We start from the raw sequence: 23,626 nt of genomic DNA on the forward strand, positions 1-23,626 counted from the left end.
ACCCGAAAGTGACTCAAGTGCTTGTCAGCGCTTGCTTTCTGGGTCGCCGTAAGGAGAGGCGTATTTTAAGGATCTTGGCGAAGATGTCAACGTCTTTCTTGTCGATTCTTGCCCGGTTCTCGTTGCTGCCTGAGAACCGATCCTGGAAAAGCGAGGGGCTTATTCTGCTGCCCCCGAGGCTAAGTGTCAATCGATTTTTTCAATCTTTTCAACAGCTTAGCTAGCTTTCCTGCTGCCTCCGAGAACCTGTCTCGGCGTCAGCGGATGCGTACTTTACGGATCTCCTCCGGCCTTGGCAAGGGGAAATGTCGAAAAAGTTGACCAGGCGGTCCGGCGCCGCCTCCAGAAATGCATGACGCCCGCACAGGGCGGGCGTTATAGGGACGCGGCGGAAACGATCAGCCGAGGGTGACGCGGGCGTAGCGCTTCTTGCCGGCCTGAATGATGTAACTCTTGCCGGTGGCCAGCAGAGCACTCGGCGCGACCACCTCGCCATCGACCTTCACCCGGCCGTTCTTGAGCATATCCTTGGCCTGGGCACTGTTGGTGGCCAGGTCGGCGCGGTTGAGCACCGCGGCGATCGGGGCTTCGGTTGCGCCGTCGAAGCTCACCTCGACTTCGGGCAGGTCTTCGGGCAGCTCGCCGTCCGCCAGCTGGTTGCCGGCGGAACGGTGGGCATTGGCCGCGGCCTCGTCGCCGTGGTAGCGGGCGATCAGCTCACGCGCCAAGGTCATCTTGATGTCGCGCGGGTTGGCCCCCTGCTCGATATCGCGGCGAATCGCCTCGATATCGTCGTTGGACTTCAGCGACAGCAGTTCGAAGTAGCGCCACATCAGACTGTCGGGCATCGATACCAGCTTGTTGAACATCACCCCGGGGGCGTCGTCCACGCCGACATAGTTGTTGAGCGACTTGGACATCTTGTTGACGCCATCCAGCCCTTCGAGCAGCGGCATGGTGATGACCACCTGCGGCTCGCGACCGAAGTGCTTCTGGATCTCGCGCCCCATCAGCAGATTGAACTTCTGATCGGTACCGCCGAGTTCGACGTCCGCCTCGAGGGCGACCGAATCGTAGCCCTGGACCAGGGGATAGAGAAACTCGTGGATCGAGATCGACTGCCCTGCGCGGTAGCGCTTCTCGAAGTCGTCGCGCTCGAGCATGCGCGCCACGGTGCTCTGGGCGGCGAGTTCGATCATGTCCGCCGCTGACATCTGACCGAACCATTCGGCATTGAAGCGTACTTCGGTCTTGGCCGGATCGAGGATCTTGAACACCTGTTCACGATAGGTCTGGGCGTTGGCCTTGACCTCTTCTTCGGTGAGCGGCTTGCGGGTGACGTTCTTGCCGGTAGGGTCGCCGATACGTCCGGTGAAGTCTCCGATGAGGAAGATCACTTCGTGACCCAGGTCCTGGAACTGACGCATCTTGGTCAGCAGCACGCTGTGTCCCAGGTGAAGGTCGGGTGCCGTGGGATCGAACCCGGCCTTGATACGCAGCTTGCGGCCCGATTCGAGCTTCTTGACCAGCTCCTCCTCGACCAGGATTTCCTGCGTGCCCCGCATGATCAGTGCCAGCGCCTCGGCGACCTCGCTCATCGTATCCGTCTCCACTCCAAACGCCATCGGTCTTGAAAGGCGGCAATAGTAGCATGACTCCGGGGTGCCGTTGAGCCGCGGCCAGCGGTGGTTCAGTCGTCGTCGGCCAGGGTGAACCGGCCTTCGCCAGCCTCGCCGCCGGCCTCGCCAGACGCCCCCGCTTCGCCATACTTGATCAGCATGCGCAGATCGTTGGCGGAGTCGGCGTGAGAGCGCGCAACGCGCTCATCGATCAATCCCTGGCTATAGAGGGCGTAGAGCGACTGATCGAAGGTCTGCATGCCCAGCTCCCGCGAACGCCGGATCAGCGGCTTGAGTTCACTGATCTCGCCGCGCCGGATCAGCTCGCTGATCAGCGGCGACTGCAGCATCACCTCGGTGGCCAGACAGCGCCCCTCGCCATCGCGCCGTGGCAGCAGTTGCTGAGCCACGACGGCGCGCAGGTTGAGCGACAGATCCATCCACACTTGGTCGTGGCGCTCGGACGGGAACAGATTGAGGATCCGCTCCACCGCCTGGTCGGCGTTGTTGGCGTGGAGTGTGGCGAGACACAGATGCCCGGTCTCGGCGAAGGCGAGCGCCAGCTCCATGGTGTCGCGACTGCGAATCTCGCCGATCACGATCACGTCCGGCGCCTGACGCAGCGCATTCCTGAGGCCGATCTCGTAGGACTCGGTGTCGATGCCCACCTCGCGCTGATTGATGATCCCGCGCTGATGTGGATGCATGTACTCGATCGGGTCTTCGATGCAGATGATATGCCCACCGCTGGTGCGGTTGCGGTGCTGGATCATCGACGCCAGGGTGGTGGACTTGCCGCTGCCGGTCCCCCCGACCACCAGTATGAGGCCGCGCCGGATGGTCGGCAGCGTGGCGACCGCCTCGGGAAGCCCCAGGCTCTCGAGCGCCGGAATGTCATAGGCGATGCGGCGCACCACCATCGCTTGCTGACTGCGCTGGAAGAAAGCACTGACCCGGAACCGCCCCTTGCCGCTCAAGCTGAGCGCAAAGTTGGCCTCATGCTCGCGCTCGAAATCCTCGCGCCCGCCTGGCGGCAAGGTGGTCGCCACCAGCTCGCGCACCTGTTCGGGGCGCAGCGGCACGTCACCCAGCGCGACCAGCTTGCCATCGAGCTTGAGACAGGGCGGTGCGCCGGTGGAAATCAGCAGGTCGGAGGCCTGCTTGGCGATCATGATATCGAGAAGCTGTTCAAACCATTGGTGCGGCGTCATGACGAGTCCTGAACGAAAAAACGGCTGCGACAGGCCCGGGGCCCGCCGCGCTCACCGGGCAGCGGTGTCGGTGGCCTCCCGGCACTAGCTCTCGAACCCTGTACGGGATTTGGCCTGCGCTTCCTGACGCGAGACCAAGCCATCGGCGACCAGTCGGGCGAGCGCGGCATCCAGGGTCTGCATGCCCAGATTGCCACCGGTCTGGATCGCCGAGTACATCTGCGCCACCTTGCCCTCGCGGATCAGATTGCGGATCGCGGAGTTACCAAGAAGGATCTCATGCGCGGCGACACGCCCCCCACCCTCCCCGGCACGCTTGAGCAACGTCTGCGAGATCACCCCCTGCAGCGACTCCGACAGCATCGAGCGCACCATGCCCTTCTCGTCACCGGGGAAGACATCGATGATACGATCGATGGTCTTGGCCGCCGAGGTAGTGTGCAGGGTGGCAAAGACCAGGTGCCCGGTCTCGGCGGCGGTCAACGCCAGACGCACCGTCTCCAGATCACGCAGCTCGCCCACTAGGATTACGTCTGGGTCCTCCCGCAGGGCGGAACGCAGCGCCGGCGCGAAGCCCTTGGTGTCACGGTGCACCTCGCGCTGATTGATCAGACAGCGCTTGCTCTGATGGACGAACTCGATCGGGTCCTCGATGGTCAGGATATGCTCCTGGCGATGACTATTGATGTAGTCGATCATCGCCGCCAGCGTGGTGCTCTTGCCCGAACCGGTCGGGCCGGTGACCAGCACCAGACCCCGCGGCAACATCGCCAGGCGCCGGAACACATCGCCCAGATCGAGCTCTTCGAGCGAACGCACGAGACTCGGAATGATCCGGAACACCGCGCCGGCGCCGCGCCCCTGGGTGAAGACATTGACTCGAAAACGAGACACGCCGCTCACCTCGAACGAGAAGTCGGTCTCCAGGTCGGCTTCGAAGTCGCGCCGCTGGCGATCGTTCATCACATCATAGATAAGCCGCCTGACCTGACTGTCATCGAGCGCCGGCACGTTGAGACGCCGCATGTCACCATCGACGCGAATCATCGGCGGCAGACCCGCCGAGAGGTGCAGGTCCGAGGCGTCTTGCTTTGCCGAGAACGCCAGCAGTTCGGTAATATCCATGGGCTTTTATACGATCCCCTGCATAAGGTCGCTGTCTAGTATGCCAGAAGCGTCGGTGCCCCAGTCTCTCCACGCGGCCAATGAGCGCCTGCAGGCGGCGTTGCAGGCCGCAGGACGCCCCGCCGAGGCGGCCCGTATCCTGGCCGTCAGCAAGACCAAGCCTGCCGCCATGCTGCGTCAGGCCTATGACGCCGGTCAACGCGCATTCGGCGAGAACTACCTGCAGGAGGCACTGGAGAAGCAGGCCCAACTGGCCGCGCTCGACGATATCGAGTGGCATTTCATCGGCGCCCTGCAGTCGAACAAGACCCGTGACGTCGCCGAGCACTTCGCCTGGGTCCACAGTGTCGAGCGCGAGAAGATCGCCCGCCGGCTGTCGGATCAACGACCGCCGACGCTCGCCCCGCTCAATGTCTGCCTGCAGCTCAATGTCAGCGGCGAGGCGAGCAAGGCCGGCGTCGACGCCGATGCACTACCGGCCCTGGCCGAGGCGCTGCTGGCGCTGCCCAATCTGCGCCTGCGCGGCTTGATGGCGCTGCCGGCGCCGAGCGACGACCCGGCCCGCCAGCGCGAGGCCTTCCGCGCCGTGCGCGAAGCCTTCGAGGCACTGCGCAGGCGTTTCCCCGAGGCGCCGCTGGATACGCTTTCGATGGGCATGAGCGGTGACCTCGAAGCCGCCGTCGCCGAAGGTGCCACGCTGGTACGCCTGGGCACCGCGCTCTTCGGCAGCCGCCCTCCCGCCGGCGCCCGGCCGTGAGGCCACCCTTTTCTTCGCTGCGATACAGGACTTCGTCATGACCGACTCATCCCAGGCCAGCCACATCAGCTTCATCGGTGCTGGCAACATGGCCAGCGCCATCTTCGGCGGCATGCTCGACAGCGGCTATCCGGCCGCCGCCATCACTGCCACCTCGCGCAGCCAGGAGCGCCTCGACGCCATCGCCGCGCAGTATCCGATCCACACCACCCGCGACAATCTCGCCGCCGTCGCCACGGCCGACGTGGTGGTGCTCGCGGTCAAGCCGCAGATGATGCGCGAACTGTGCCTGTCGCTGCGTGAGGCGGTGCAGGCGCGCCGCCCGCTGATCGTATCGGTGGCCGCCGGGCTCGAGGCGGCCACGCTGGAGCAGTGGCTGGGCGGCGAGCTGGCCGTGATACGCTGCATGCCCAACACCCCGTCACTGGTCGGCGCCGGCGCCAGCGGCCTCTACGCCAACGCCCGCGTGGACGCCGCCCAGCGCAGTCTGGCGAGCGAACTGCTGGGGGCGGTGGGGCTGGTCGAGTGGGTCGAGGAGGAGGCACAGATCGACGCCGTGACCGCTGTCTCCGGCAGCGGCCCGGCCTACTGTTTCCTGTTCATGGAGTCGCTGGAAGCCGCCGGCATCGCGCTGGGGCTGGCGCCGGAGAGCGCGCGTCGGCTGGCGCTACAGACGGTCTTTGGCGCGGCCAAGATGGCGCGGGAGAGCGAGTTCGAACCGGCCGAGCTGCGCCGCCGCGTCACCTCGCCCAATGGCACCACCGAGCGCGCCATCCAGAGCTTCCAGGATGCCGAGCTACCGCGCATCGTGGCCGAAGCCGCCGAGGCCGCCGCAGAGCGCGCCCGCGAGCTGTCACGCGAACTGAGCCAGAACTGAAGTTGCCGAATCACTAGGAGATCATTCGATGGGCAGTCATCTCGGAAGCGCCGGTCTGATGCTGGTCAACAGCCTCGCCAGCATCTACCTCTTCGTCCTCATGCTGCGCTTCTTGCTGCAGTTCTCGCAGGCGGACTACTACAACCCCATGAGCCAGGGGATCGTCAAGGCGACCCAGCCAGTGGTGGCGCCGCTGCAGAAGTTCCTGCGCCCGCTCGGGCGGATCGACATCGCCACCCTGTTCGCCGGCTTCCTGCTCAAGGCGATCGTGATCATCGCCATCTTCCAGTTCGCGGGCTTCGGCATGCCGCCGCTGCAGGGCATCCTGCTCGCGTCCATCGCCGGGGTGCTCAACGCCATTCTGAAGATCTACTTCTTCGCCCTGATCATCATGATCATCCTGAGCTGGGTGGCACCCCGCGCGAGCCATCCCGGCGCGCTGCTGGTGATGCAGATCGTCGAGCCGATCATGGCCCCGGTGCGCCGGGTCATCCCGCCGCTGGGCATGATCGACCTGTCGCCGATCGTGGTCTTCATCGCCATCAACCTGCTCGACAGCCTGCTGGTCGGCGCACTCGCCCGCGCCGCCGGCCTGCCGGGCGCCCTGGTCGGATTCTGAACGCCGCCACCGCCCCCGGTCGCACGCTGTGCCCGGGTGGCGGTCGTCTGCCCCGCTGATTCTGGAGACCTCCGCGTTTCATGTCCGCTTCCTTCCCGCCCGATTCGGTCGGCCTGGTCACGCCCCAGACCGCGACCTTCGACACGCCGCTGCCGCTCGCCTGCGGCAAGACCCTGGCGCGCTTCGAGCTGGTCTACGAGACCTACGGCACGCTCAACGCCGAGCGCAGCAACGCCGTGCTCATCTGCCATGCGCTCTCCGGCCACCACCACGCCGCCGGCTACCATGGCGCCGACGAGCGCAAGCCCGGCTGGTGGGATGCCTATATCGGCCCCGGCAAGGTGATCGACACCGACCGCTTCTTCGTCGTCTCGCTCAACAACCTCGGCGGCTGCCACGGCAGCACCGGGCCGGGTAGTGTCAACCCCGAGACCGGGCGGCTGTGGGGGCCCACCTTTCCGGTGCTCACCGTGGCCGACTGGGTGCATAGCCAGGCGCGCCTGGCCGATCACCTCGGCATCGACCGCTTCGCCGCGGTGGTCGGTGGCAGCCTCGGCGGCATGCAGGCACTGCAGTGGACGATCGCCTACCCCGAGCGGGTCGCCAATGCGGTGGTGATCGCCGCCACGCCGCGCCTCTCGGCCCAGAACATCGCCTTCAACGAGGTCGCGCGCCAGGCGATTCGTTCCGACCCCGACTTCTTCGACGGCTGGTACGCCGAACGCGAGGCGATCCCCAAGCTGGGGCTGAAGCTGGCACGCATGATCGGCCACATCACCTATCTCTCGGAGCACTCGATGGGCTCGCGCTTCGGCCGCGACCTGCGCAGCGACCAGCTCAACTTCGGCTACGACGTCGAGTTCCAGGTCGAGTCCTATCTGCGTCACCAGGGCGACACCTTCTCGACCCGCTTCGATGCCAACACCTACCTGCTGATGACCAAGGCGCTGGACTACTTCGACCCCGCCGGCCAGCACGACGGCGATCTCGCCGCGGCGCTGGCCCCGGTCGCCTGCCCCTATCTGGTGATCAGTTTCACCACCGACTGGCGCTTCGCCCCGGCACGCTCGCGCGAGCTGGTCGACGCCCTGCTGCGCGCGGGCAAGGCGGTGAGCTACGTCAACGTCGACTCGCCCCACGGGCACGACGCCTTCCTGCTGCCCAACGACCACTACCAGGCGGTGTTCGGCAGCTTCATGCAGCGGGTCCATGCCGATATTTGCGGGGAGAGCCGCTGATGCGCGCCGATCTCGAACTGATCTACGACTGGGTGCCCGCAGGCGCCCGCATTCTCGACCTCGGCTGCGGCGACGGCACCCTGCTGGACACCTTGGGCCAGCGCAAGGGGGTCACCGGCTACGGGCTGGAGATCGACCCGGCGGGGCTAGCCGCCTGCCTGCGCCGCGGGGTCAACGTGATCGAGCAGAACCTCGACGACGGCCTCGGCAACTTCGACGACGACGCCTTCGACGTGGTGGTGATGACCCAGGCCCTGCAGGCGCTGCGGCGACCCGACAGCATGCTGGTCGAAATGCTGCGAGTGGCCCCGGAGTGCATCATCGCCTTTCCCAACTTCGCCTTCTGGAAGCACCGCCTGCACCTGAGCCTGCGCGGTCGCATGCCGGTGTCGCGTTCGCTGCCCCACGCCTGGTACGACACCCCCAACATCCACCTGTCGACCTTCCGCGACTTCGCCAACCTGTGCCGCGAAAAGGGCGTACGCATCGCCGACGAAGCGGTGGGCAGCGCCGATCACCAGCCACACTGGACCTCGCGGCGCTGGCCCAATCTGTTTGGCGAGACGGCGATCTTCCGGGTCTGCCGCGGACGCTAGCTCGGCCTCAGTCTGCCGACGGCGGCAGTCGACGCTCGAGATCGACCGCCAGCCGGCGCGCCAGGCGCATGCCTAGCGGCCGGCCATCGCCCTGGCGCAGGTCGCAGCCATAGGCCAGCACCTCCACCCCCTGATCGGCCACCTCGCGTAGCCGAGCGGCGTAGGCGGGATCGAGATGCGCCGCTGGCGCCACGTCTTGAATGCCGGTATGCGCCACGCAGAACAGCAGCACGCTGCGCTGGCCCGCGGCAGCGAGTGTGGCCAGCACATCGAGATGGCGCCGCCCACGCTCACTCACCGCATCGGGAAAGTAGCCGTGGCCGTCGCGCTCCTTCAGCGTCACCTGCTTGACCTCGACGTAGCAGGCGTCACCGGAGGCCAGGTCGAGGCGGAAGTCGAGCCTTGCGCCCTCGACCTTGACCTCCGGCGTCAAACGCGCGAAGTCGGCCAGCGGCGCCACGCGTCCGGCCCGCAGTGCCGCCGCCACCAGGGCGTTGGCACGCCCGGTATGCACCGACACCCAGTCGACCCCGCCCTGACCGTCCGGCAGCTCGATCAGCTCCCAGGTCCAGGCCAGCTTGCGTGCCGGATTGGTGCTCGGCGACAGCCACACCCGGCAGCCGGGCACGTTCACCGCGCGCATCGACCCGGTATTGGGGCAGTGCGCCACCACCTCGCGGCCGTCATCGAGCTGCACATCGGCCAGAAAGCGCTTGTAGCGGCGCAGCAGCGTGCCGGGCACCAGCTCGATCCGGGGCGGGTCCTGGCGCAGGCTCACCCGCGCCCCCGTCGGGCCAGAAAGCGCTCGAGACGTGCGACCGCCTCTTCCAGTCGCGCCACCCCGGTGGTGAAGGCGATCCGCACATGGTGGCCCCCACCGCGCACGGCAAAGTCGGTGCCCGGGGTGATCGCCACGTTCTCTTCGTCGAGCAGCGCGCGGCAGAACGCCTCGCTGTCGTCGGTATGGGCAGAGACGTCGAGCCAGACATAGAACGCGCCCTGGGGCGGCTGCGCCGGCGCCAGGCCGAGCCGCGCCAACCCTGCGAGCAGCGCATCACGACGCAGCTGCAGCTCGGCGCGGCGCGCTTCCAACTGGGCCAGGCACTCGGGCGAGAAGGCAGCCAGGGCGGCGTGCTGGGAGAGGGTCGGCGGCGCCAGGAAGACGTTCTGGGCCAGCCGCGACAGCGGCTCCACCGCGGCTTCGGGGGCCACCAGCCAGCCCAGCCGCCAGCCGGTCATGCCGAAGAACTTGGAGAAGCTGTTGACCACGAACGCCTCCGGCGCCGCGCTCACCGCGGAGACCGGCGCGACGTCGTAGCACAGCCCCTGATAGATCTCGTCGACCAAAAGCGCCGCGTCGCGTGCCGCCACCGTCTGCGCCACCGCCGCAAGCTGCGACGCCGACAGCATATGGCCGGTGGGGTTGGAAGGCGTGGCCAGCATCGCCAGCCGCGTGGCGGGCTGCCAGTGCTGCGCGAGCAGCGCCGCATCGAGCTGCCAGCCGCTCTCCGGACCGACCGGAACACAGTCCACCGCGGCCTCGGCCAGCGCCATGAAGTGGCGGTTGCAGGGATAGGTAGGGTCGGCCATCAGCACTCGGTCACCGCGCTGCACCAGCAGCTGACTGGCCAGCAGCAGCGCCCCGGAAGCGCCGGGGGTGACGATCACCCGACGCGGGTCGAGTGTTACCCCGTGGCAGCGCTGATAGTGTTCAGCGATCGCCTCGCGCAGCGCCGGCAGGCCGCATGCCGGCGTGTAGCGGGTGTGCCCCGCCGCCAGCGCCTGCTGGCCCGCCGCGACCACCGCCTCGGGGGAGGGGAAATCGGGCTCGCCGATCTCCAGATGAATGACGTCGTGACCGGCGGCCTCGCGGGCCTGAGCCGCTTCCAGCAGGCGCATGACACGAAACGGCGCTACCGCCGCCAGGCGATCGCTCCAGTACATCTTCTATCGACTCCTCTCAGCGGGACACGCGGCAGGACGGATACCGGCCGCAGCGGCCGGCTCCCCCCTACCGCTCCGTTTGGATGGCGCCACCGCGGCGCGCGGCGATATACCGGTCGCAGCGTCGCGATGGCCAAAAATAAAGCGCGGCTTTAGTTGCAATGCGGTAACTTTTTCGCTAAACAAGCATGGCTTCGGGCGGCGGCTGATGCTGCCCATGGTCGATTCTCGACCGAATCACACGCGTCACGACACTTGTGTAACGAGGCAGCCCCATGCCAGTAGCAGAAAAGAAAACGGAAGCGCCCAAGGCATTCACCCCGTACCAGCCGGCACCGGGTGAAGAGTACATGAACGAAAAGCAGCTTGCGCACTTCCGTGAGATCCTGCTGGGCTGGAAACAGGATCTTATGGAAGAGGTCGATCGCACGGTGCGCCACCTGCAGGAAGAGGCGAACAACTTCGCCGATCCCGCCGACCGGGCGACGCAGGAAGAGGGCTTCAGCCTCGAGCTGAGAACGCGTGACCGCGAGCGTAAACTGCTCAAGAAGATCAACGAAACGATCGACAAGATCGACGAAGACGATTACGGCTTCTGCGAAGCGTGTGGCGTCGAGATCGGCATCCGCCGCCTCGAGGCACGCCCCACCGCCACCCTGTGCGTCGACTGCAAGACGCTGGCGGAGCTGAAGGAGAAGCAGCTCGGGGGCTGATCGCGCCAATTAGGGAAACGCTGAATAAATCGCCGAGCAAGATGAAGAGCAAGGCGCCCGGAACGCAGAAAGCGAGACATAACTTGGGGTTAGGCGAGCTTTCTAGTACCGCGTAACGCAGCTATTCGCTTGTGTAGGCATTTATGCAGTGATTCCTTAGCTCGGCGGTCCATGGATCGCCTGGGCCAGCAGCAGACGGGCACCGACGGGTGCCCGTTTTGTTTTTCCCGTTCTGCTGGCGCTTCCCATCACGCCGGCTTTCCCAGACCATCATGGAGAGACGATGCCCTACATCGGTCGTTTCGCCCCCACGCCTTCCGGCCCACTGCACCTGGGATCGCTGGTCGCCGCCCTGGGTAGCTGGCTCGACGCGCGCGCCGCCGGCGGGCGCTGGCTGCTGCGCATCGAGGACATCGACCCGCCACGCTGCCCGCCCCAGGCCGCGGCGACCATTCAACGCCAGCTGGCGGCCTTCGGCCTTACCTGGGACGGCGAGATCTGCTTCCAGCACCGGCGCGACGACGCCTACCAGGCCGCGCTCGAACGCCTGGCCGCCACCGGCCGGGTCTACCCCTGCGGCTGCTCGCGCAAGGAGTGGCAGCATCTCGGCCACTACCCCGGCTGGTGCCGCGAGCATCCGCGCCATCCCCAGCGCCCCCAGGCGTGGCGCCTGCGCACCGACCTCGGCCCCAATCCGGTGGTCTGGCAGGACCGGCTGTTCGGCACCCAGCGGCTCGACCCGACCACCCAGGGCGATGTGGTGGTCAAACGCAAGGATGGCCTGTGGGCCTATCAGCTGGCGGTGGTGGTCGACGATGCCGCCCAGGGCATCACCGACGTGGTGCGTGGCTTCGACCTGCTCGACAACACCCCGTGGCAGCGCCAGCTGCAGCAGGCCCTGGACTACCCCGAGCCGCGCTATCTGCACCTGCCACTGATTCGCGGCGAGGACGGGCAGAAACTCTCCAAGCAGAATCTGGCGCCACCGCTGCCACTGGATGACGCCACCGTGCGCCCGCTGCTCCACCGGGCGCTCGCGCTGCTCGACCAGCGCCCCCCTGCGGAGTTGCACCGGGCCCCGGTCACCACCCAGCTAGCGTGGGCGGTGGATGCCTGGTCCCCGCGGGCGCTGACACCCCATGCCTACCGCGATCTGACGTGAACACCGGCGGCGCGCGCGTCTACCCCCTTCGACTGACGACCATGGTCTAAGCGCAATTCATGTCATTTTGCGTCACCCTTGTCGCCATTGCAGGAGGGGTTCTGCACCAAGAACAAGCATCGGATGGCTTTTCTGCCCCGTTTTGAACCACCCCTCTCAGGCATACGGGCCGACAAGATCAAGACCTGGCCTCAAGGAAAAAGCTAAACCATTGATCAAAAAGAAAAAACCAGGGGATGGCACGCCCAGTGCACTCACATTGGACAAGAAGAACAAACGACATCCACCGGTCGCACCAACAATAACAATTGCGACAGGAAGACAGCACTGACGCCAACAACGACAACTCAGGCGTCGACTCGAACGACTCGCTGCCGCCGGAGCGACAACAACGACAACGGCCTCCAGGCAGCCAGAGGGACAACAACGACAACGCCCTCGAGTCATGCATGCAACCAGGACGCGACGTTCTTCGGTAGGCCGGGCAACAACAACAACGCGCCCCGTAACCCGAAGACTTCCCGAAACAACGACAACACTCGGGAAAAGGCATTGCCTGTCGTGGTTGGATTATTGTTTTGAATACGAGGTGGTCGCCACCCGCGGTATCGTGATGCTCTGCGTCGATGATGCCACCGCTCGGTGACTGTGTTGCGTATTCAAGGCGATGCGCCATCACGAACAAAAAGAAGCGGCATGGACGTTGCAGAAAATGCTTAAGAGGGGAGGCCGATGGCCTCCCCTTTTTGCTGTGCGCCGGTCTTGCCGTGTGCGACTCACCCTCGAGCCAGCGGAGACAGGGAGACGAGGCTGGACAGATGGCCAGGGCTTCGCTATGCAAGCCTCCGGGGCTCCGCTACACTGGGGCTTTGCTATCTCGCGAGTCGACTTCGCCGCATGTTCAAAGGATTTTCCCGCTTTCTACAACGTCCCGGTGAACGTTTGAAGAGTCTCTTCGGCCCCGAGTCCGCCCGCGCCGACGCCGCCGAACCGGTCCTGCAACAGATCGTGCTCCCCCGCGACGAGCACAGCGTATCGCGCAAGAATCTGAGCGAAAACGCCCTCAAGGTGCTCTACCGGCTCAATGGCGCCGGCTACGACGCCTATCTGGTGGGCGGCTGCATCCGTGACTCCCTGCTCGGCCGGCAGCCCAAGGACTTCGACGTCGCCACCAGCGCCACCCCCGACGAGGTGCGCCAGCTGTTTCGCAATTCGCGCATCATCGGCCGGCGTTTCCGTATCGTTCACGTGCGCTTCGGTCGCGAGATCATCGAGGTCACCACCTTCCGCGGCAGCCACGGCGAGGGCGATGACGGCAACGTCAGCCAGCAGTCCGACGAAGGGCTGCTGCTGCGTGACAACGTCTGGGGCAGCGTGGAAGAGGACGCTATCCGCCGCGACTTCACCGTCAACGCCCTCTATTACAGCGTCAGCGACTTCAGCATCTACGACTGGACCGGCGGCATCGCCGATCTCGACCGCCGCCTGCTGCGCCTGATCGGCGACCCCGAGACGCGCTATCGCGAGGATCCGGTGCGCATGCTGCGTGCCGCCCGCTTCGCCGCCAAGCTCGATTTCGCCATCGAAGCCGGCACCGAGGCGCCAATTCGCGAACTCGCCCCGCTGCTGCTGCAGATTCCGCCGGCACGTCTGTTCGAAGAGGTGCTCAAGCTGTTCCTCTCCGGCCACGCGGTGCAGAGCTTCCGCTGCCTGCGCGAACTCGGGCTCTACGCCATGCTGTTCCCGGAGAGCGACGAGGCGCTGGCAGACCTGCCCTGGGCAGAAGCCCTGGTCGAGCAGGCGCTGGCCAACACCGATGCCCGCCTGGCCGAGGATCGCCCGGTCACCCCGGCCTTCCTCTTCGCTGCGCTGCTGTGGCCGTGCGTGGTACAGCGCACCGCCCGCTTGGCCCACGAGCAGGAGCTGCCCGATGTCCCCGCCCAGCAGGCGGCGGCACAGCAGGTCATCAGCCGTCAGCTCCAGCACACCTCGATTCCCAAGCGTTTCAGCATCCCCATGCGCGAGATCTGGGATCTCCAGCAGCACCTGCCGCGCCGGCGCGGGCGCAAGGTGTTCCAGACGCTGGAGCATCCGCGCTTCCGCGCCGCCTACGACTTCCTGCTGCTGCGCGAGCAGGCCGGCGAGCTCACGCCTGAGCTGGGCGAGTGGTGGACCGAGTTCCAGCACGCCGACGAGAGCCGTCAGCACGAGTTGATGAAGCAGGTCGGTGGTGGCCACCCGGCCTCCACCAACGGCAAGCCCAAGCGCCGCCGCCCGCGCAAGCGCCGTCGCCCCAGCAACCGCGCCGCACCGCCGACCCTGGATGAGTGATTCCACCGGCGCGCTGGCCTATATCGGCCTCGGCAGCAATCTCGAGGCACCGCGCGATCAGCTCGAGCGCGCCCTCGCGGCGCTCGCGGTCCTGCCGCTGAGCACCCTGGTGGCGCGCTCCTCGCTCTATGCGAGCGCCCCCGTGGGTCCCCAGGACCAGCCCGACTTCGTCAATGCCGTGGTGGCCCTGCGCACCCGCCTCTCGCCACTGGCACTGCTCGATCAGTTGCAGGCGCTGGAGCAGCGCCACCGTCGTGTGCGCCTGCGCCACTGGGGGCCGCGCACGCTGGACCTCGACCTGCTCAGCTACGCCGACCTGAGCCTGCACACCCCGCGCCTGACCCTGCCGCATCCGCAACGCCTGGCGCGGCGCTTCGTGCTCGAACCCCTGGCCGAGATCGACCCCACGCTGGTACTCGACGGCATCCCGGTGGGCGAACGCGCCGCCGCCCTGGCGCACCAGCCGCTGCACCGCCTGCCGGCGTGAGCCCCGGCGCACCGACGACAGCCTAATGTCGTGTTGCGTCCCCCGAACAACGCTTTACACTCGGCCCCGCGCCCAAGGTACCCGGCGTTCGATACCTGCGAGAGAACCGTGATGAAGCCCGTTACCCTGAATACGCTGCGCGAACTCAAGACGCGCGGCGATACCTTCAGTTGCCTGACCGCCTATGACGCGACCTTCGCCCGCTGCGCCGATGAGGCCGGCATCGAAGTGCTGCTGGTGGGCGACTCCCTCGGCATGGTGCTGCAGGGTCACGCCAGCACGCTGCCGGTCACCCTCGATGACCTCTGCTACCACACCGCCTGCGTGGCCCGCGCCAAGCGCCAGAGCCTGCTGATGGTCGACCTGCCGTTCATGAGCAACGTCGACACCGCGCAACTGTTGCGCGACGCCGGCACCCTGATGCGTGCCGGCGCCGAGATGATCAAGATCGAGGGCGAGGCGTGGATGGCCGAGGGCGTCAACGAGCTGCACCGACGCGGCGTGCCGGTGTGCGCGCATCTCGGCCTGACCCCGCAGAGCGTGCACCGTTTCGGCGGCTTCAAGGTCCAGGGCCGCGAGCGCGATCAGGCCCAGCGCATCATCCATGACGCCCAATGCCTGGTAGATGCGGGCGCGGCGGTGATCCTGCTGGAGTGCGTGCCGGCGGATCTGGGCAAGGCGGTGCGCGACGCCGTCGCCGCACCGGTGATCGGTATTGGCGCCGGCGACGAGGTCGACGGCCAGATCCTGGTGATGCACGACGTGCTGGGGCTCAACAGCGGCTACGTGCCGCGCTTCGTCAAGAACTTCCTGAGTGGCCGTGACAGCATCGCCGACGCTTTCCGCGCCTATCACGAGGCGGTCAAGGCGCGCACCTTCCCGGCCGAGGAGCACACCTTCTGATGCACACCCTGCACGCCATTGCGCCGCTGCGCGAGTGGCTCGACGGCGAGCGCCGTCACGGCCGGCGTATCGCCCTGGTACCGACCATGGGCAACCTGCATGCGGGCCATCTGGCACTGGTCGAGCGGGCCCGCGAGCTGGCCGACGTGGTAGTGGCGACGCTGTTCGTCAATCCTCTTCAGTTCGGCCCGGGCGAGGACTTTGCACGCTACCCGCGCACCCTGGCGGCCGACAGCGAGCAACTCGAACGCCACGGCTGTGACCTGCTGTTCGCCCCCAGCGTGGAGGCTCTCTACCCGCAGGGGCTCGAGGGTCTGACCCGGGTGCGGGTACCCGGCGTCTCGGAGGGGCTCTGCGGCGGCAGCCGCCCCGGCCATTTCGACGGCGTCGCCACCGTGGTCTCGCTGCTGTTCCATCTGACCCAGCCGGACGTCGCCTGTTTTGGCGAGAAGGATTTCCAGCAGCTGGCGGTGATTCGCAAGCTGGTCGCCGATCTGCACTTCCCGATTCAGATCGAGGGCGTGGCCACGGCGCGTGCCGACGATGGCCTGGCGCTCTCCTCGCGCAATGGCTATCTCTCCGCCGAGGAGCGCCAGCGCGCCAGCGCGCTCTACCGCAGCCTGCGCGAGTGCGCCGCCGCGCTGGCCGAGGGTGAACCCATCGATACCAGTCTGGCCCGGGCGCGCCAGGCCCTGACGGACGCGGGCCTGACGCTGGACTATCTGGAACTGCGTGATGCCCACCTGACGCCGCTGGCGCCCCAGGCCAGCGGTGCGGCGCGGCTGCTGGGCGCCGTCTATCTGGGCCGCACCCGGCTGATCGACAATATCGCGGTCACCCTGCCAGAGCCCGCGCATGCCTGAACGCCGCTGGCGTGCGGCGCTGCCGGGCGATCTACGCGTGATCGCCGGCTGGATCGACTCGCCGCAGGCACTCGAACGCTGGGCCGGCCCGGGGCTCTGCTGGCCGCCGGAGCCCGCTAGCCTGTGGCGCGAGTTCGGCGGCGGCGCCACGCCCGCCTTCACCCTGCGCGAGGGCGCGCATCCCGTCGCCTTCGGCCAGCTGGTGCCCAAGGCGGGCGACCACTGGCACCTGGCCCGGCTCATCGTCGCCCCCGAGCGCCGCGGTCAGGGGCTGGGGCGCAGCCTGTGCCGACACCTGCTGGCACAGGCCCGGCAGCGCCAGGCTCGCTGCGTCACCCTCAATGTGTTCCGAGACAACCTGGCCGCATTCGCCCTTTATCAGGCGCTGGGCTTCGTCGCCCAAGGTACGACGGACGCCCGCGGCATCCAGCCGATGTGGCTACCGCGGTTTGCCGATTCCGGCCACACCACGGACAATGAGTGCCCGGAAGACGGCTGAGCGCCGCCTGCCGACTCGACGATCATGGTCAGAGACAGCCAATGAACCAACTGAGACCGGACCCGTTCTCACCCTACCAGTTCTACTCGGCGCAGCAGTGGGCTGCCTTTCGCGCCGATACGCCGCTGACGCTCGCCTCCGAGGAGGTGCAGCGGCTGCGCTCGCTCAACGACCCGATCGATCTCGACGAGGTGCGGCGCATCTATCTGTCGCTGTCACGGCTGCTCTCCTCCTACGTCGAGGCCAGCCAGCAGCTCTACGCCCAGCGCAAGCGCTTCCTCGACATCGACGACACCCAGAAGACGCCGTTCATCATCGGCCTGGCCGGGTCGGTGGCGGTGGGCAAGTCGACCACCGCGCGTATTCTCAAGGAGCTGCTGGCGCGCTGGCCGTCGAGCCCCAAGGTCGATCTGGTCACCACCGATGGCTTCCTCTATCCCAACGCGGTGCTCAAGGACAAGGCCCTGATGACCCGCAAGGGCTTCCCCGAGAGCTACGACATCGGCGCGCTGCTGCGCTTTCTCTCGTGGATCAAGGCGGGGGTGCGCAACGTCCAGGCACCGCTCTACTCGCACCTCACCTACGATGTGCGTGAGCGTGAGTTCCAGACCGTCGACCGCCCCGACATCCTGATCGTCGAGGGCATCAACGTGCTGCAGGTGCGCGACCTGCCCGAAGACGGCAAGATGGTGCCGTTCGTCTCCGACTTCTTCGACTTCTCGATCTACATCGACGCCGAAGAGCGGCATATCCACGACTGGTATCTGGAGCGCTTCAAGCTGCTGCGCCAGACCGCCTTCCAGAACCCCGACTCCTTCTTCCACCGCTATGCCCAGATCGGCGAAGCCGAGGCGCTGGAGATCGCCGAAGGGCTGTGGCGCGACATCAACCGCCGCAACCTGCGCGAGAACATCCTGCCCACCCGCCCGCGCGCCGACCTGATCCTGCGCAAGGGACGCGATCATCTGGTCGAACAGGTGGCACTGCGCAAGGTGTGAGCCTCGCCGGCTGTGCAAACTTGCCGCACAGAACTTGTCCCGACATAGCATTTTGTCAGCCTGTGTGACGGCGGCGAACTTTCGCCGTCGTTTACCCTCGGATAGCTGTCAACTTTGGTCGAAGACAGGAAGGCGGGATGCTGGTTTCGGTTCAGGCGCTGCGCGCCCTGGCGGCGTGGATCGTCGTCTTTCACCACTTCATGCAGGTGTTCTTCGGCTTCCAGGCCGATAACTGGGTCGAGTATCTGCTTTCCACCCGTGGCCAGGTGGGGGTGGATATCTTCTTCGTCATCAGCGGCTTCGTGATCACCGTCTCGACCCGCGGCAAGCGCCTCTCGATGCCCCAGTTCCTGCTTCAGCGCTGCGCGCGTATCGTCCCCGCTTACTGGCTGTACACCGCAATCACCGCGCTGGTGATCGTGTTCACCAGCGACGTGATGCCGGAGTACGGCTTCAGTGTCATCGGGCTGGTCAAATCGCTGCTGTTCATCCCTGCCGAGAACCCGGCCGGCTACGGCTACTACCCGATCCTACCGGTGGGCTGGACGCTCAACTTCGAGATGCTGTTCTACCTGGTGTTCGCCGCTTCGCTGCTGCTGGCGCGGCCGTGGCGCCTGTGGGGGCTGGTGATCGCGATCGTGGCGATCAATACGCTGTTTGCCCCCCAACCCTTCATCAGTAGCTTCTATAGCGACCCGATCATCTTCGAGTTCCTGCTCGGGGTGGGTATCGGCGTCTACTACGCCCGCCACGGGCTACCCACCGGGCGGCTGTGGCCGCTGCTGCTGATCGGGCTCAGCGTGGCGACGCTACTCGCCTTCGACGACCCTTCCGGCGCTCAGCGCTTTTTCGCCTGGGGGCTGCCAAGCGCCTTGCTGGTGATCGCCTGCATCGCACTGGAGCCATACATCGGCGACAACCGGGTGTTCAAGCGCATGGGCGACTGGTCCTACTCGACCTATCTGCTCCATGTCATCGTGCTGTGGTGCGGCAACTACCTGCTCACCCAGCGCCTGGGGCTCGGCCCTTATCTCACCCTAGCGATCTGCCTGCCGATCATCGCGCTGCTCTCCTGGATCAGCTTCGAGCTGGTGGAAAAGCGCCTGTCGCGACGGATCAAGCGCTGGCTGCCGGCACCCCGCACCACCGCCGTCAGCGCCTGAGAGGGTATTGACAGAAGTGTTCCTCAAAAAAGCGCTCGTCACAAAAACGCCCGGCCCGCACGAGGCGGACCGGGCGTGGTCGAGCGAGCAGCGGGCGTGGTGCCCGCAGGCTTACTCGGCGGTGACGAGCGAGGCTTCGAAGGCGGCCTGCTCTTCCGGGGTGATCTCCTTGATCGACAGCTTGACGCGGTTGCGGTTGTCGATATCGAGCACCTTGACCGTGACTTCCTGGCCTTCGCTCAGGTAGTCCTTCACGTCGTTGACGCGCTCCGGCACGATCTGCGAGATGTGCACCAGACCGTCGGTGCCCGGCATGAAGTTGACGAAGGCGCCGAAGTCGGCCAGACGCACCACCTTGCCACGGTAGAGCTTGCCGATCTCGGCTTCGGCGGTGATCGCTTCGACGCTGTCGATGGCGCGCTTGGCCGCGGCGCGGTCTTCGGCGTAGATGCGCACGGTGCCGTCGTCGTCGATGTCGATGGAGGCGCCGGTCTCTTCGCAGATACCGCGGATGGTGGCCCCACCCTTGCCGATGACGTCACGGATCTTGTCCGGATCGATCTTGATCGTCTGCATCGCCGGCGCGTAGTCGGAGACTTCGTTGCGGCTCTCGGCGATGACCGCGTTCATCTTGTCGAGGATCTCGAGACGCGCCTGGTGCGCCTGGGAGAGCGCGGTCTCCATGATCTCTTCGTTGATGCCCTCGATCTTGATGTCCATCTGCAGTGCGGTCACGCCCTGGGCGGAACCGGCCACCTTGAAGTCCATGTCGCCGAGGTGATCTTCGTCACCCAGGATGTCGGTGAGCACGGCGAAGCCGTCATCGTCCTTGACCAGGCCCATGGCGATACCCGCCACCGGCGCCTTGATCGGCACGCCGGCATCCATCAGCGCCAGCGAGGTGCCGCAGACGGACGCCATCGAGCTGGAACCGTTGGACTCGGTGATCTCGGAGACCACGCGGATGGTGTAGGGGAAGTCGTCCTCGCTCGGCAGCATCGCCTGCACACCGCGGCGCGCCAGCCGGCCGTGGCCGATCTCGCGGCGCTTGGGGCCACCCATGAAGCCGGCTTCGCCGACGCTGTAGGGGGGGAAGTTGTAGTGCAGCAGGAAGCGATCCTTGCGCTCACCTTCCAGCGACTCGATCAGCTGGGCGTCACGCAGCGTGCCCAGGGTGGCGATGACCACGGCCTGGGTCTCGCCGCGGGTGAACAGCGCCGAGCCGTGGGTGCGCGGCAGCACGCCGACCTTGACGTCGAGCGGACGCACGGTCTTGTGGTCGCGGCCGTCGATACGCGGCTCGCCGGCGATGACGCGACGCCGTACAGTGTGCTTCTCGAGGCTGGCCAGAGCGCCGCTCACCTCGTCGGCACTGAACTGCGGGCTGTCGCCGGCGGCGAACTGGGCCAGCGCGTCGCTGCGGATCGCGGCCAGCGCATCCTGACGCGCCATCTTGTCGGTGATGCGATAGGCCTCGCCGATCTTGGCTTCGAAGGCGCCGGCGATGGCGCTCTTGAGCGCGGCGTTGTCGGCCGCCGGCTGCCAGTCCCACTTGGGCTTGCCCGCTTCCTGGGCGAATGCCTTGATCGCTTCCACCGCGACCTGCATCTCCTGGTGGGCGTAGAGCACGCCGCCGAGCATTTCGTCTTCGCTCAGCTCCTGGGCTTCGGACTCGACCATCAGCACGGCCTTGTCGGTACCGGCGACGACCATGTTGAGCTCGGTGGTGGCGAGCTCGTCCACCTTGGGATTGAGGAAGTAGCCACGCGACTCGGTGAAACCGACGCGGGCGGCACCGATCGGGCCGTTGAACGGCAGCCCGGAGATCGCCAGTGCCGCCGAGGTGCCGAGCATCGCAGCGATGTCCGGGTCCTGGTTACGATCGGCGGAGAGTACGGTACAGATGACCTGGACTTCGTTCATGAAGCCCTTGGGAAACAGCGGGCGGATCGGGCGGTCGATCAGACGCGAGGTCAGCGTCTCTTTCTCGGTGGGGCGCCCTTCACGCTTGAAGAAGCCGCCGGGGATCTTGCCGACCGAGTAAGTCTTCTCCTGGTAGTGCACGGAGAGCGGGAAAAAGTCCTGGCCGGGCTTGAGATCCTTGCGGCCGACGACGGTACACAGCACCACGGTGTCGTCCATGGTGACCAGCACGGCGCCGGTAGCCTGACGGGCGACGCGCCCGGTTTCGAGAGTGACGGTGCTGGCACCGTACTGGAAGGTGGTTTCGACCGGATTCACGGGTATTCCTTCAACTTGTCGGATTCATGTGGGTCTTTTGACTCGACGACCATTCTAGGCGTTCGCGCGGGCGAGAGCTACCGACGTCGCCCGCGTGGCGCACGCCGCACAGACGCGAAAAATCGCCGTGGAAAGCGCCTGCCAAACTCTCTGCCGATGGGCGCCGGAGGCGGGGCGAAGCGAGGGTCCTTTGCCAGGGATGGCAAAGGTAGCGCACAGGGACGTGTTTACAGCGCCCTCGCGCAGTCCTGCCGCCGGGAAAGCCCATCCAGCCTGGTGTGAAAGGCGTGCGAAAGATGTTTCAAGGAAAAGGCGGAGGAGCGGGGCGAAGTGATGCCTCGGGTGCCGCGCAGGACGCCAGCACGGACATAAAAAAACAGGCAATCCCGAGCGGGATTGCCTGTCTCGAACACGCGCTGCCGGCAAGGTGCCGGCAGACGGTATCAGCGACGCAGACCGAGCTTCTTGATCAGCGACTGATAGCGGTCGAAGTCCTTACCCTTGAGGTAGTCCAGCAGCTTGCGGCGCTGGTTGACCATGCGGATCAGACCACGACGGGAGTGGTGATCCTGCTTGTGATCCTTGAAGTGGCTCTGCAGGCCATCGATGTTGGCGCTCAGCAGGGCAACCTGCACTTCAGGGGAACCGGTGTCGTTCTCGCCCTGACCGAACTCTTTGACGATTTCGGCTTTCTTTTCGGCAGTCAGTGCCATGAAACACTCTCCTAAGCAATATGCTTGAGTGATGAATGTCGGAGACCACGCATATTTGCAGTCTCCCGATGATCGCCGAAGCGCGCTTCGGCGTGTGGCGTCGAGCCAGGCTCGCCGCCGTCACTACCCTGGCGTCGGAATTCAGCCCGACGCCAGAGCCGCGGTATCGACCAGGCGCTTGGGCGCAATCTCCGTCGCCCCGGTCGCCTCGACCAGCCCCAGAAAGGCGTGGTCGAGATAGAGTCTTGCCGTGCTGCCAGATGCCAACGTGCCGGCGGCCACCGCGGCGCGCTGCCCGTGAAGCAGGCGGTCGGCGGTCTCGGCGTCCACCGCGAGCGGTGGCAGATGGTCGAGCATCGCATCGGCCGGCAGCAGCTGCGCTAGCCGAGCGTCGTCGTCCATCGCCTCGAGCGCTGCGAGCGTCACCCGGTTGGCGCTGTCGAAAGGCCCTGTCTGCAGCCGCTCGAGCGCCGTGATATGCGCGCCGAAACCGGCTTCGCGGCCGATATCCTCGGCCAGCGTGCGGATATAGGTGCCCTTGCTGCAGCGCACCTCGAGCCAGAATCCATCGGGCTCCCAGCCGAGCGGGCGCACATCATACACCGTCACACGGCGCGGCGCACGTGCCACCGTCTTGCCCTCCCGCGCCAGCTCGTAGAGCTTGCGCCCTTGGTGCTTGAGCGCGGAGTACATCGGCGGCACCTGCTCGATCTCGCCGTGAAAGCGCGTCAGCAGCGCCTCGATGGCCTCGCGATCCAGCCGCTCGGGGAGCGCCTGGCGGGCGATCACTTCGCCTTCGGCATCGCCGGTGTCAGTGACCTCACCCAGCTTTACCCGGGTACGGTAGACCTTGTCGGCCTCCAGCAGATGCGCGGAGAACTTGGTCGCCTCGCCGAGACAGATAGGCAGCAGCCCGGTCGCCATCGGGTCCAGCGTACCGGTGTGCCCCGCCTTGCGCGCCTGATACAGACGTCGGACCCGCTGCAGCGCGTGGTTGCTGGACATGCCCTGGGGCTTGTCCAGCAGCAGCACGCCATCGATCGCCAGGCCCTTGCGACGCCTGGCCATCAGCGTGGCTCTCCATCACCCCGCTGAGGCTCTCCATCACCCCGCAGCGGCGCGCCATCACCCCGCTGCGGCGCGTCATCATCAGACGGCGCGTCATTCTCGGACGCCGCGTCGTCGGCAGGCTCATCGTGACGCTTGTCGCTGGCCACCGCTTCGTCGATCAGCGCCGAGAGGTGATGGCCGCGCAGCACGCTTTCGTCGTAGTGGAAGCGCAGCTCCGGCACGTGACGCAGCTTGATGCGACGCGCGATCTGCGAGCGCAGGAAGCCGGCCGCACGCTTGAGCACGCCCAGGTTCTCACGCACCCGCTCGGCGTCGTTCTCGCCCAGCAGGGTCACGAAGACATCGGCATAGCCGAGGTCCCGGCTGACCTTCACCGAGCTGACGGTGACCATGCCCAGCCGCGGATCCTTGATCTCGCGCTGGATCAGCACGGCCAGCTCCTGCTGGAGCTGGTCGGCGACCCGGTCGGTTCGTTTGAATTCGCGCATCGTTAGCT

23 protein-coding genes are annotated in these 23,626 nt (G+C 66.3%); 14 read left to right on the forward strand and 9 right to left on the reverse strand.

Annotated features, from left to right (window positions below; translation table 11 throughout):
• Positions 1 to 398 precede the first annotated feature (398 nt).
• The 3 genes from tyrS to J0A90_RS11595 all read right to left on the reverse strand — a co-directional run bounded on the left by tyrS (position 399) and on the right by J0A90_RS11595 (position 3,955).
• Positions 399 to 1,598, reverse strand: coding sequence for a tyrosine--tRNA ligase (gene tyrS / locus J0A90_RS11585; protein ID WP_207036153.1), 1,200 nt, complete (start codon positions 1,596 to 1,598; stop codon positions 399 to 401).
• 92 nt (positions 1,599 to 1,690) lie between these two features.
• Complete coding sequence (locus tag J0A90_RS11590; RefSeq protein WP_207036155.1) at positions 1,691 to 2,830, reverse strand: PilT/PilU family type 4a pilus ATPase; 1,140 nt, start codon at positions 2,828 to 2,830, stop codon at positions 1,691 to 1,693.
• An 84-nt stretch (positions 2,831 to 2,914) separates the two neighbouring features.
• Positions 2,915 to 3,955, reverse strand: coding sequence for a type IV pilus twitching motility protein PilT (locus tag J0A90_RS11595; protein WP_207036158.1), 1,041 nt, complete (start codon positions 3,953 to 3,955; stop codon positions 2,915 to 2,917).
• 40 nt (positions 3,956 to 3,995) lie between these two features.
• Here J0A90_RS11595 and J0A90_RS11600 point away from each other — a divergent pair, with 40 nt between their 5' ends.
• The 5 genes from J0A90_RS11600 to metW all read left to right on the forward strand — a co-directional run bounded on the left by J0A90_RS11600 (position 3,996) and on the right by metW (position 8,042).
• Positions 3,996 to 4,712, forward strand: a complete 717-nt coding sequence (locus tag J0A90_RS11600; RefSeq protein ID WP_207036160.1) for a YggS family pyridoxal phosphate-dependent enzyme — start codon at positions 3,996 to 3,998, stop codon at positions 4,710 to 4,712.
• Between the two features lie 37 nt (positions 4,713 to 4,749).
• A complete protein-coding gene (gene proC, locus J0A90_RS11605; protein ID WP_207036162.1) occupies positions 4,750 to 5,589 on the forward strand; it encodes a pyrroline-5-carboxylate reductase in 840 nt (279 codons plus the stop codon).
• A gap of 28 nt (positions 5,590 to 5,617) precedes the next feature.
• Positions 5,618 to 6,208, forward strand: a complete 591-nt coding sequence (locus J0A90_RS11610) for a YggT family protein (RefSeq protein ID WP_207036164.1) — start codon at positions 5,618 to 5,620, stop codon at positions 6,206 to 6,208.
• 80 nt (positions 6,209 to 6,288) lie between these two features.
• On the forward strand, positions 6,289 to 7,446 hold the full coding sequence (locus J0A90_RS11615; protein WP_207036166.1) for a homoserine O-acetyltransferase: 1,158 nt from the start codon (positions 6,289 to 6,291) through the stop codon (positions 7,444 to 7,446).
• Positions 7,446 to 8,042, forward strand: coding sequence for a methionine biosynthesis protein MetW (metW, locus tag J0A90_RS11620; RefSeq protein WP_035476190.1), 597 nt, complete (start codon positions 7,446 to 7,448; stop codon positions 8,040 to 8,042). Before J0A90_RS11615 ends, metW begins: the two co-directional genes overlap by 1 nt.
• Before the next feature lie 7 nt (positions 8,043 to 8,049).
• Here metW and sfsA read toward each other — a convergent pair whose 3' ends face one another.
• Positions 8,050 to 8,820 (reverse strand): DNA/RNA nuclease SfsA, encoded by a 771-nt coding sequence (gene sfsA / locus J0A90_RS11625; protein WP_233076725.1) that lies wholly within the window; start codon positions 8,818 to 8,820, stop codon positions 8,050 to 8,052.
• On the reverse strand, positions 8,817 to 9,986 hold the full coding sequence (locus J0A90_RS11630) for an aminotransferase class I/II-fold pyridoxal phosphate-dependent enzyme (RefSeq protein ID WP_207036167.1): 1,170 nt from the start codon (positions 9,984 to 9,986) through the stop codon (positions 8,817 to 8,819). The genes sfsA and J0A90_RS11630 overlap by 4 nt, the downstream gene beginning before the upstream one ends.
• Positions 9,987 to 10,261: 275 nt before the next feature.
• Here J0A90_RS11630 and dksA point away from each other — a divergent pair, with 275 nt between their 5' ends.
• The 9 genes from dksA to J0A90_RS11675 all read left to right on the forward strand — a co-directional run bounded on the left by dksA (position 10,262) and on the right by J0A90_RS11675 (position 19,105).
• Positions 10,262 to 10,699 carry an RNA polymerase-binding protein DksA gene (gene dksA / locus J0A90_RS11635; protein ID WP_035476187.1) on the forward strand — a complete coding sequence of 146 codons (438 nt, stop codon included), beginning with the start codon at positions 10,262 to 10,264 and terminating at the stop codon, positions 10,697 to 10,699.
• 283 nt (positions 10,700 to 10,982) lie between these two features.
• Positions 10,983 to 11,861: a tRNA glutamyl-Q(34) synthetase GluQRS gene (gluQRS, locus tag J0A90_RS11640; RefSeq protein ID WP_207036169.1), complete on the forward strand. Its 879-nt coding sequence runs from the start codon at positions 10,983 to 10,985 to the stop codon at positions 11,859 to 11,861.
• 897 nt (positions 11,862 to 12,758) lie between these two features.
• Positions 12,759 to 14,192 carry a polynucleotide adenylyltransferase PcnB gene (gene pcnB / locus J0A90_RS11645; protein WP_207036171.1) on the forward strand — a complete coding sequence of 478 codons (1,434 nt, stop codon included), beginning with the start codon at positions 12,759 to 12,761 and terminating at the stop codon, positions 14,190 to 14,192.
• Positions 14,185 to 14,679, forward strand: coding sequence for a 2-amino-4-hydroxy-6-hydroxymethyldihydropteridine diphosphokinase (gene folK / locus J0A90_RS11650; RefSeq protein ID WP_207036173.1), 495 nt, complete (start codon positions 14,185 to 14,187; stop codon positions 14,677 to 14,679). Before pcnB ends, folK begins: the two co-directional genes overlap by 8 nt.
• A 111-nt stretch (positions 14,680 to 14,790) precedes the next feature.
• Positions 14,791 to 15,582, forward strand: coding sequence for a 3-methyl-2-oxobutanoate hydroxymethyltransferase (gene panB / locus J0A90_RS11655; protein ID WP_207036175.1), 792 nt, complete (start codon positions 14,791 to 14,793; stop codon positions 15,580 to 15,582).
• On the forward strand, positions 15,582 to 16,445 hold the full coding sequence (gene panC, locus J0A90_RS11660; RefSeq protein WP_207036177.1) for a pantoate--beta-alanine ligase: 864 nt from the start codon (positions 15,582 to 15,584) through the stop codon (positions 16,443 to 16,445). The genes panB and panC overlap by 1 nt, the downstream gene beginning before the upstream one ends.
• Positions 16,438 to 16,944: a GNAT family N-acetyltransferase gene (locus J0A90_RS11665; RefSeq protein WP_207036178.1), complete on the forward strand. Its 507-nt coding sequence runs from the start codon at positions 16,438 to 16,440 to the stop codon at positions 16,942 to 16,944. The genes panC and J0A90_RS11665 overlap by 8 nt, the downstream gene beginning before the upstream one ends.
• 41 nt (positions 16,945 to 16,985) lie before the next feature.
• Positions 16,986 to 17,942 (forward strand): type I pantothenate kinase, encoded by a 957-nt coding sequence (gene coaA, locus J0A90_RS11670; RefSeq protein ID WP_207036180.1) that lies wholly within the window; start codon positions 16,986 to 16,988, stop codon positions 17,940 to 17,942.
• A gap of 137 nt (positions 17,943 to 18,079) precedes the next feature.
• The gene (locus tag J0A90_RS11675) at positions 18,080 to 19,105 is read left to right on the forward strand and encodes an acyltransferase (protein WP_207036182.1); all 1,026 of its coding nucleotides are present in this window, start codon (positions 18,080 to 18,082) and stop codon (positions 19,103 to 19,105) included.
• A gap of 111 nt (positions 19,106 to 19,216) precedes the next feature.
• On the opposite strand, the gene pnp is transcribed toward J0A90_RS11675, so the two are convergent.
• The 4 genes from pnp to rbfA form a co-directional block, all read right to left on the reverse strand.
• On the reverse strand, positions 19,217 to 21,346 hold the full coding sequence (pnp, locus tag J0A90_RS11680) for a polyribonucleotide nucleotidyltransferase (RefSeq protein ID WP_207036184.1): 2,130 nt from the start codon (positions 21,344 to 21,346) through the stop codon (positions 19,217 to 19,219).
• 443 nt (positions 21,347 to 21,789) lie between these two features.
• A complete protein-coding gene (gene rpsO, locus J0A90_RS11685; RefSeq protein ID WP_035476178.1) occupies positions 21,790 to 22,059 on the reverse strand; it encodes a 30S ribosomal protein S15 in 270 nt (89 codons plus the stop codon).
• Positions 22,060 to 22,200: 141 nt separating this feature from the next.
• Positions 22,201 to 23,127 (reverse strand): tRNA pseudouridine(55) synthase TruB, encoded by a 927-nt coding sequence (truB, locus tag J0A90_RS11690; protein ID WP_207036186.1) that lies wholly within the window; start codon positions 23,125 to 23,127, stop codon positions 22,201 to 22,203.
• Entirely contained in the window at positions 23,127 to 23,618 is a 492-nt protein-coding gene (gene rbfA / locus J0A90_RS11695; protein WP_207036189.1) for a 30S ribosome-binding factor RbfA, read from the reverse strand. The genes truB and rbfA overlap by 1 nt, the downstream gene beginning before the upstream one ends.
• Positions 23,619 to 23,626: the final 8 nt, after the last annotated feature.

This window comes from Salinicola sp. DM10, assembly GCF_017306975.2.
GTDB lineage: Bacteria > Pseudomonadota > Gammaproteobacteria > Pseudomonadales > Halomonadaceae > Salinicola.